The organism is Pelodictyon phaeoclathratiforme BU-1, from assembly GCF_000020645.1.
GTDB classification, from domain to species: domain Bacteria; phylum Bacteroidota; class Chlorobiia; order Chlorobiales; family Chlorobiaceae; genus Chlorobium; species Chlorobium phaeoclathratiforme.
The window spans coordinates 1175520-1182500 of sequence record NC_011060.1; the positions used below are offsets into that span (position 1 = coordinate 1175520).

The 6981-nt window shown below is 45.7% G+C and carries 5 protein-coding genes and 1 pseudogene; 3 read left to right on the forward strand and 3 right to left on the reverse strand.

The features are described from left to right. The first annotated feature begins 85 nt into the window (after window positions 1-85). From PPHA_RS05620 to PPHA_RS16240, 3 genes are all read left to right on the forward strand, one after another. The gene (locus PPHA_RS05620; protein ID WP_012507902.1) at window positions 86-1207 is read left to right on the forward strand and encodes a DeoR/GlpR family DNA-binding transcription regulator; all 1122 of its coding nucleotides are present in this window, start codon (window positions 86-88) and stop codon (window positions 1205-1207) included. A gap of 543 nt (window positions 1208-1750) precedes the next feature. Continuing rightward, window positions 1751-2476 carry a DUF1016 N-terminal domain-containing protein gene (locus tag PPHA_RS16235; RefSeq protein ID WP_223293996.1) on the forward strand — a complete coding sequence of 242 codons (726 nt, stop codon included), beginning with the start codon at window positions 1751-1753 and terminating at the stop codon, window positions 2474-2476. Between the two features lie 57 nt (window positions 2477-2533). After that, entirely contained in the window at window positions 2534-2929 is a 396-nt protein-coding gene (locus PPHA_RS16240; RefSeq protein ID WP_397233804.1) for a PDDEXK nuclease domain-containing protein, read from the forward strand. Between the two features lie 533 nt (window positions 2930-3462). Here the strand turns inward: PPHA_RS16240 and PPHA_RS05630 are convergent. From PPHA_RS05630 to PPHA_RS05640, 3 genes and pseudogenes are all read right to left on the reverse strand, one after another. Then, window positions 3463-4062 carry an HNH endonuclease family protein gene (locus PPHA_RS05630; protein WP_012507903.1) on the reverse strand — a complete coding sequence of 200 codons (600 nt, stop codon included), beginning with the start codon at window positions 4060-4062 and terminating at the stop codon, window positions 3463-3465. Next, window positions 4059-5402 carry an AAA family ATPase gene (locus tag PPHA_RS05635; protein WP_012507904.1) on the reverse strand — a complete coding sequence of 448 codons (1344 nt, stop codon included), beginning with the start codon at window positions 5400-5402 and terminating at the stop codon, window positions 4059-4061. The genes PPHA_RS05630 and PPHA_RS05635 overlap by 4 nt, the downstream gene beginning before the upstream one ends. Before the next feature lie 135 nt (window positions 5403-5537). After that, a pseudogene (locus tag PPHA_RS05640) lies at window positions 5538-6434 on the reverse strand (tyrosine-type recombinase/integrase). Window positions 6435-6981 lie beyond the last annotated feature (547 nt).

Genomic DNA, 6981 nt, shown 5'->3' on the forward strand with positions numbered 1-6981 from the left:
GGAGCGGCATACGACATGGCTGGAGCAAGAAACAACAAAACTTAGGGAAGTTTCGGCTTTTTTTTCCAGCGAGATCGCCAATCAATTGACAAAAGATTCCAGTTGGGCTACTGCTGCATTGCTTAAGGCGAAACTTACTCCGCACGCTCAAACACTGTTTGCCACACGCAGTTTGCACTATCATGAAGAAAAGGAACACATTGCAGAACAATTTGCTCAACTGCTATTGCGACGCTGTAAAAGATTAATTGAGGATCGCGATGAGCCAGCTAGAGTGTTGCTTATAATGGACGCAGGAACGACGCTATATCCATTTTTTGAAAACATTGGACGCGAGTGTGTTCGCAGTTATAACAATAGAGAAAGTTGGGTTGATCACTTTTCCATTGTAACCAATAATTTAGCAGGAATTGACTCACTTATGGAGCACGCATGTATTTCACGTGAAAGCAGATATGCCCCACTCGCCGTCGAATGTCATTGTCTGCCGGGTCACCCAATGCCAATCTTTTCCGGCGTTGCAGGTATTAAGACGATTCATGCAATAAAATCACTGCGTACAGATTATGCTAACCACGAATTTGATAGGATTGACAATGTGAGTGCAACAACCACAGACGTACATAGAAGGCTTTTGATAATTATTTTGACAACGGGTAATTGGCTTCGCATCAGACGTCATGATCCTCCATGTCCGGTACCATTGGCACGCACATCAGAACATTTTCAGGTTAAGCAAGAGTTGATAAATATATGTGACGAAGCTTATATTATTGCCCCACTTGGAAAGGTTTTATTTAATTGTGCTCCCAATGAAATTAATAATGCGCTTGGTTATGATGATACACAGGCATCCCCAGATAAGGAGCCATATTCCGAAATCACCGTCACCGACGATCAGGCGAAACGCATTAAGCTAGTTACCACCTCACGAATTGAGCGCAGGCTGTTATTTCCTCTTAGCCAAAAGCTTAAGGCTGTATTGGAATATGTTGAAGCACACAACTATGATGATGTTATTAATAAGCCTATTGAAGTCATGCCTCACGTATTCATTCCTTTTGATCGGCTACCGAATAATAGATGGCTGGAGTTAGAGGAAGAATTTCCTCATAGAAATACCAGGGGGGAATCATTTTTGGAAAGGTTCTATGATATCCATATTTCAAATTGGTCGGCGCATCATGGTACCGAAGAGAATGTGTAGCTTTTTACAAGTTAGGGTTGTTTCAAGAAGTGGATCTCAGAATACATTAAGAGAGTTGCTTGGTGTGTAAAACGCTTTTATGTAATGAATTAAAGTCCATGTAATTTCTTTAAAAACTTTGGACTGTCTTATAGTTGTCAGTTCGACGTGAAGTCGCGTAGTAGAGTTGTCCAGTAAAACGGATCAGTTGTTCAGTCAGCGGAGCCCAACAATACATTCAGGATAAATAAATTGCGTTGTGTGAAGCCGTCGGAAAAATACCCGCAGGAAACTGTAGACAAATCCGTGAGGGAAGGTTGAATCTGCTCGTAACAGGTGGAGAAGTGCGAGGGCTAGCAGGTATTGCCAAGTGTCTTGCTGATACCAAGCCTCTCGGCAAGCGTTTTGAGTGCATACACCACACCAACGCGAAGCCCCTCATGTAGTTCAACATCAATTTAGGGACTACAATTTTTATATCTTTTCCTTATAAAAATAATTCTTATAAGGAGTTAACGAAAATAATCTTGGAACTTCCGTTGAAAACAGGGAGGGTGTGTAAGCATGGCAACTCCTGCGTTATTTTCATTGTCGTTCGAGCAACTTGTTGCTGCTATCGGGCAGGTTCATGCTGAACTGGCGGCACAAGCTTCCCGGGCGGTTAACACCAGCCTGACGCTTCGCAACTGGCTTATCGGTTGCTATATCTCCGAGTACGAGTTGCGGGGGGCCGATCGCGCCCGATATGGGGACAAAATTATTGAGCAGTTATCTGAACGGTTGATGCTGGCGGGTGTCAGCCGGTCAGAAGCACGGGAACTGAGGCGATACCGTAAATTTTATTTGACTTACCCTTCAATTCGGGAGTCGCTGTCTCCCGAATTGATAAGCAAGCTTTTGCCATTCGCGACCACGGTCAACTTTCGGGAGTCACTGTCTCCCGAATCGGGGGTTGCGCCCGATGAACTGTTGAGCAGGATTTCGTTCAGTCATTTTGCTGAACTGCTGCGATGTGAAGATGCGACCAAACGTAGCTTTTATGAGGTAGAGTCTATTCAGGGAAGCTGGACGGTGCGTGAGCTGAAACGGCAGATTCACAGTCTCTACTATGAACGCTCCGGCCTTTCCCGCGACAAGCAAAAGCTTTCGAGGCTTACTCACCAGCAGGCAGAGCGGCAAGGCCCTCTCCTTGATATCCGCGATCCCTATTTGTTTGAATTTCTCGGGCTGAAATCCAAAGAGGTCATGGGAGAGTCGCGGCTCGAAGATCTGCTTATCGACAAGTTTTAAGATTTCCTCCTTGAACTGGGGCAAGGCTTCTGCTCTGAAGCGCTTCAGAAACGCATCTTGATCGGCGATAAGTACTACTTTGTCGATCTGGTTTTTTATCATCGTATTCTGAAATGCCATGTGCTGGTTGAGCTGAAACTTGCCGAGTTCAGCCATGAAAACATTGGTCAGCTCAATACCTATGTGAGCTGGTACAGAAAGTGTATGATGCGTGAAGATGACAATCCACCCATAGGAATTCTTTTGTGTACTCATAAGAACCACTCTCTGGTTGAATTTGCTTTGGCAGGAATTGATAATCAGCTTTTTGTCTCCAAGTATCTGCTGGAGCTGCCAAAGAAAGAGGAGATGCAGCGTTTCATTGAGGAGCAACTGGCAGCGGGAGATGGTGGCAGTGCAGATCACCAGCAAACGCTAGGAATGGAATCCTCAGATGACAAGGGAGGTAACTGATGGTCTGAGGATGACAAAAACAGAGAGGTTCTGCCGATTTATTTGCTGAAGCGGGCGTGTTGGGTTGTAAGTCTGGCAAAAACCTCCTTGCAGGGCGTTTCACCTATCATAAAACGTTTTAGCCTACCCCTGCAAATGTATTCGATGATATGCTTGTGACGCTTCTAATACTTTAGGTGCTGCTCACTTCTCTTTTGAAAACCTGAAGGGGGTAACAGGTGAGGCGACCCTTGCAGTCGGAATGGCTTAATTGCTCAGGTAAGCGAGTGCCTATCCAGAATCCTTTTCATTCTCAAGTGCCTCATCAAACAGTTTTGACACTAGTTTTGCCAATTCATCCATGTTAACAATTTCCTATCGAAAACCACAGCACAATGTTTATGATCACACTCTACGAGCCTGATTGGGTAGCGTAATTGGTCCATTGTAACAGCTATTTTCACTTAATTGGGGTCGATTCAGGAAACGGATTTAAAGCTCGATAATGATTATTGGATGCTGGAATCCATCGGTAAAGCGTCTGAACAGAGCCCTTATAGCAACCCCTGACGCTGGGCCTCCAACCATACGAAAGGGGAACGTTTCCTTAAAAACTCGGCGGTGTATTCACCTTCACAATAATCTTGATAATGCCGAGCTCGTATCTCCCGACATCCAGCATCATCCAAATTCAGTCGTTCTATCGAAGCCTGAACGGTTCTCTGCTGATCAGGCGTTAATATTGGATTGGGATAAATTCGTCCAGTAATAGGTTCAAGACGGAACCAGCCATTTTCTATCTCGAAAGGATCAAGTACATCGTCGTATTCTCGTTTGCGACTATTCATGCGAGAACACGTAAGGCGGTAATTACTCCACTCGTAAGCCAAATCAGCCCGTTTTGATTTAGCAATGAAATGATCGACTGAACCACCTCCTGTGACCCGCTCGAAAAAAACAGCTAAATAAGCACAGCAACCGTTATAAGTTGTATGCAAATCATCAAGGCAGAAGCGCCAATAAGGCTCAACATCAGTTTTTGGCGGTAGCGGTTTATCAAGAGGAATGTTCTTTTCTATGAGCCGAGCAAGTCCCTTTTGCCGGACATTCGAATTGAACGAATCTGGCTCGGTTTGTGCATCAACATGAATCATAACGACCATCCTTTCTTTTCAGCCACAAACCGCCAGCGCATCCAGAATGGATCAGTATCAGAGAGAACTGCCCGCAAACGCTGCTCCAGTGAGAGAGCGTCGTCTTTACTGAACTGTTCGTTACTTAACGCCAAAGCGGCTTCTTCCAGAACTGTTTCAGCTTCAATCGAATAGCCGGATTTAAGGTTAAACGCCTCACTGGTGAGCCAACTGCGGACATCACCTTGCCGGACAAACTGTCTGTGTGTGAGTTCAACGTTGTTACCGACCAGATCAAGGTCAAACCAAGCATCTTGATTTTCGTCAAACAGGGGTTCCACAGAAGCCATGATCAAAGGGGAATGAGTTACGGCTATCAGTTGAACATCGGATATCATCAGTGTATGATGGGGATGCACGGGATCGGTATCGTCTATCAATAGGATGTCAGGGGACTTGGTCAATTGCTTTATCACCTTCATCAAGGAAGGAATAACCGTCCGCTGCCATTTGGGATGCAGGTGCGACTCGACTTCATCAATCAGAAAAACTGTATTCGTCTCAGGTTCCTCGCCCAATAACTCTTTGGCCTTTACATGCTCTTCCCAGCACCAGACAAGAAAATAGGCAAGCGAAATAATTCGACGCATACCTGATGAGGCATGGACGACTGCCACTTCTTGGTCATACGGCATTTTCAATGTAGGCATATCCCTTACATCGTCCAGGCTAATGCGTGTTAACGATCCCGTTACAATTTTTTCAGTCGAGGATGGTGACAAAACATCAAGTACAGAGATCAGAGACTCAAAGGCTCTTCCCTTTTCCTTTTGCCAGCCAGCCCAATCCCGAATTAAACCATTGCAAAGCCACGTGCCATCTTGATTTTGCAGTCCATCCCACACATCTTTCGGACTAAAAACGTAAGCGGCAGGTCGTTCCTTGTTTTCGTCAGGGTTTTTCGATTTCCAGTAGTTCCGTGCCGGGTCCCAAACAGCAAAGCTACCATCAGCCATCGCATAAAAGACCAGTCCGGGGTTTGCCGGACGACCTTTCTGGACTGTCCAGCTTTGTCCTCGCGGCTCAAATGTGCTGATAAAGCCCTTTGTTTTCGATACCGCCGAAAACGAAAAATCGATTTCGGCTTCATGCTTTTTATCTGTAGGCAAAGCTACTTTGCCAGAGGTAAGTTTGGGGTTCAATTCGGCTGGCCATTTTCGGGTCATAGCCCACCAGGCAATATCCAGCAAAAAGCTTTTACCCAAGCCGTTATCACCTGTAATTACATTCAGTCTTTTGCCGAACTCAAGTTCCATCTTTGGAGCCGGTCCGACATTGGTCATTTTAAGATGTTTAATCATAATGAGCTATTTTCATGCCCTTTCGAAACTTATTTCTGCCATATTTTTATGGTGGATAACGTGGTAGTCCTTCAAAGATATGATATTACCGCGTCTTTGCCTTACTTAGATATTGGGTTTATCGCGGATTAAGGATCAATATTTCACCCTGAACGTCGGACTTTCTTCCGGTCTGCTTTTTCTTCTGTCATAAAGCCGTGTTGTTGAAACATTGGCATGACCGAGCTTTTGAACCTTTCCAATATCAGCGCCGTTTTCCAGCGCATTCGTTGCCGCTGTTGACCTCAATGAGTGGACGCAGAACCCGTTAACGCTGGCGTTGATGCCGGTTTCTTTTCCGTATTTGCGGATAATACAGGCATAGACTGCATGAGGATCAAGCGGTTTGAGCAAGGTTCCTGTGATATTATTTTTTTACCGGTCGAAAAAGTGGGCCTTCTGGTCATCACGGCGCCCGGCAGCTTCGAGATACTCGTCAATCAACCGCTGAGCCATCGGATGCATCGGCAAAAACCTGATTTTTTCCCGTTTACCGTGGATGCACAAATGCTGCACGCCGCTCCGTTGCTGTAAATCTTTAACCTGTAGCCGACAAAGTTCTTCCCGGCGTAATCCGTGGTAGAGCAGGGTAGCGAGAATTGCCCTGTCCCGTTTACCTTTAAGAGTATTCGCCGGCGGAGCATCCAGCCGCATTCTTGCCTGGCTGTCTCCAAGGGTAGGAGTCGTTCCTTCGTTGTTATTGGCAGCAGGGCGTTTCACACCAAGAACCGGATTATGCAACACGGCATTCTGTTCACAGAGGTAGTCGAAAAGCGAAGAGATCGAGGCAAGCTTGCGGCGGATAGTAGCGGTAGCAAGGTTACGCTTTTCGAGATCGGTTCGCCAGGCAAGCAGGTGCGCTCTTATGACCATGCGCATCTCTTCCGGTTCTGTTATACCGAGAAATCGGGATAATTCTTTCACGTCGTTTCGGTATGCCCGTCGGCTCTTTTCACTCCTGATATTGGCATACCATTCGAGTTCTGGAGGCATGGTACAGGTTCTCGGAGTAGGTCGATATCGTGGTCGAATCGAACAGTGCCCAGGTGGCGATGTTTTTCAGTTAAGGTGTGCGATTTATCCGACTTTCAGGTTGAACAAGAAGCTGAAAAAGGAGATTGGCCAAGCCATCACATCGAATGTCATGGCTTGGAAAACGTACCCAGGCAGACCTTACTGCAGCAAGGGCAAAAGGAAGAAAAGGAGGAGTACCGAAAATTTCAATGATGATCCGAGAGTGCAGATGGCTAAGAAAATGAGCAAAAACATGAGCAAAAACATGAGCATCAGTATCGGCGAGATCTGTGCAACACTGAAGAGTTCACGGGCGAGTTCTTTCCTTTATTTGGGGATATAAAGTAAAAACTGGCGGTATTGTCATTCCTTTTGAACCGATAAAACTGTTATTGCGCAAAATATATCGTATACTTACACATATACATCGATTTGCTCACCATTTTTCCGAGTAAGGTTATTTTGAGTATTCCGGGGAAATCGTACCAATCAATGGACGGCACATGCCGGGCACATGGTTTCCCGC